This is a genomic window from Microcoleus sp. M2_D5, assembly GCF_036701935.1.
Lineage (GTDB): Bacteria > Cyanobacteriota > Cyanobacteriia > Cyanobacteriales > Microcoleaceae > Microcoleus.
The window spans coordinates 1-1,338 of record NZ_JAUBRP010000013.1 but is presented as its reverse complement, the minus strand read 5'-3'; the positions used below and the strand labels follow the sequence as shown (position 1 = coordinate 1,338).

The 1,338-nt window shown below is 50.1% G+C and carries 1 protein-coding gene; it reads left to right on the top strand.

All coding sequences use genetic code 11. The features are described from left to right. Positions 1 to 97 precede the first annotated feature (97 nt). Positions 98 to 1,171, top strand: a complete 1,074-nt coding sequence (locus QUA50_RS07785) for a class I SAM-dependent methyltransferase (protein WP_333261320.1) — start codon at positions 98 to 100, stop codon at positions 1,169 to 1,171. Positions 1,172 to 1,338 lie beyond the last annotated feature (167 nt).

The following is a 1,338-nucleotide window of genomic DNA, read 5'->3' as shown; positions in this document are numbered from 1 at the left end:
AAAGGGTGCAAAATGTGAGTTATAACAAATAACTAATAACTAACAGCTAACAACTAACAGCTAACAACTAACAACTAATCACCTCTTCGCGGAATTTATGGGCGCCGAAAGTACGATCGACCAGACAGAACAGCTACCGCTGGTAGTAAATCCCGACATTCTCCAGCAAGCTATCCTCTACAAAATTAATACTCGCATCAACGCTCGCGGAGAATTAATTTTCCCCTGCGTACCCGGAATGCTAAACCACTATCTCAAGTCGATAGAAAAGCTATTTAGCACTCTCGACAGACCCCTGCCCGAAGACCGCAGAGAGGAACTCAGCAAGCTTTTAGCCACCAAGTTAGAACAAGGCTACCGCACCTCCACAGCATCGATGCTGATCCTGCAATACGAATCGGTGCAGCCGCCGCAAACCGGTTTAGCCTGCAAAGTGATTGTTACTACCTCAAGTGTTGGAGAACAGTACAAAAGCTGGGTAGACACCAGAGAACCTCCGCTGTTCGGAGCTCATCCCGATGCAAAATTGATGGCAACGGCTGCTAAATTGGGCGCGCCCGATGGAGTGCGGATTTTGGACGTGGGGGCTGGTACCGGCCGCAATACCTTGCCCCTGGCGAGATTGGGCTATTCTGTAGATGCGATCGAACTAGCTCCAGCTTTTGCAGAACAATTGAAAGCAGCAGTAACAGCCGAAAATCTTCCCGTGACAGTGACTGAAGGCGATGTGCTCGATCCCTTAATGCGGATGAAACCGGCCCGCTACCAGTTGGCAGTTGCCGCCGAAGTCATCTCACATTTTCGAGACAGCGATCAAGTACGGCTTTTCCTCGCTAAAATGTGCGATTCCCTGTGTCCCGGAGGTCTGTTGCTGTTCAGCACGTTTTTAACAGTCGGCGACTACCAGCCAGATGCCCTCGTGCGACAAGTTGCCCAACTCTCCTGGTCTACTTTATTTACGCCCCAAGAACTCGCCACAGCAATGGAAGGGTTGCCCTTAGTCCAAATATCCGACGAATTGGTGTTTGAATATGAACGCCACCACCTGCCGGAAGCAGCCTGGCCCCCGACGCCCTGGTTTCCCAGTTGGGCCACCGGTCGAGATGTCTTCCCGATGGCAAACGCACGCCCCCCAATGGAATTGCGCTGGATTTTGTGCCGCCGAAGTTAAAAATTTTGTCATTTCTAGGCGAACACAGCAATCAAAACCGTTTACAGGCCGTAAAATTTTCCTCAAGTATTTTTTTTCAGCAGCTTAGGATCGCGAATTAAATAACTTATAATTTTAATTGTTATTGTGGGATGGGCGTCCCGCCCGTCCCCGATAGACGGGCGGGA

Coding starts and splice junctions, on each gene's coding strand:
- QUA50_RS07785 (WP_333261320.1), top strand. CDS start 98: ATGGGCGCCGAAAGTACGATCGACCAGACAGAACAGCTACCGCTGGTA.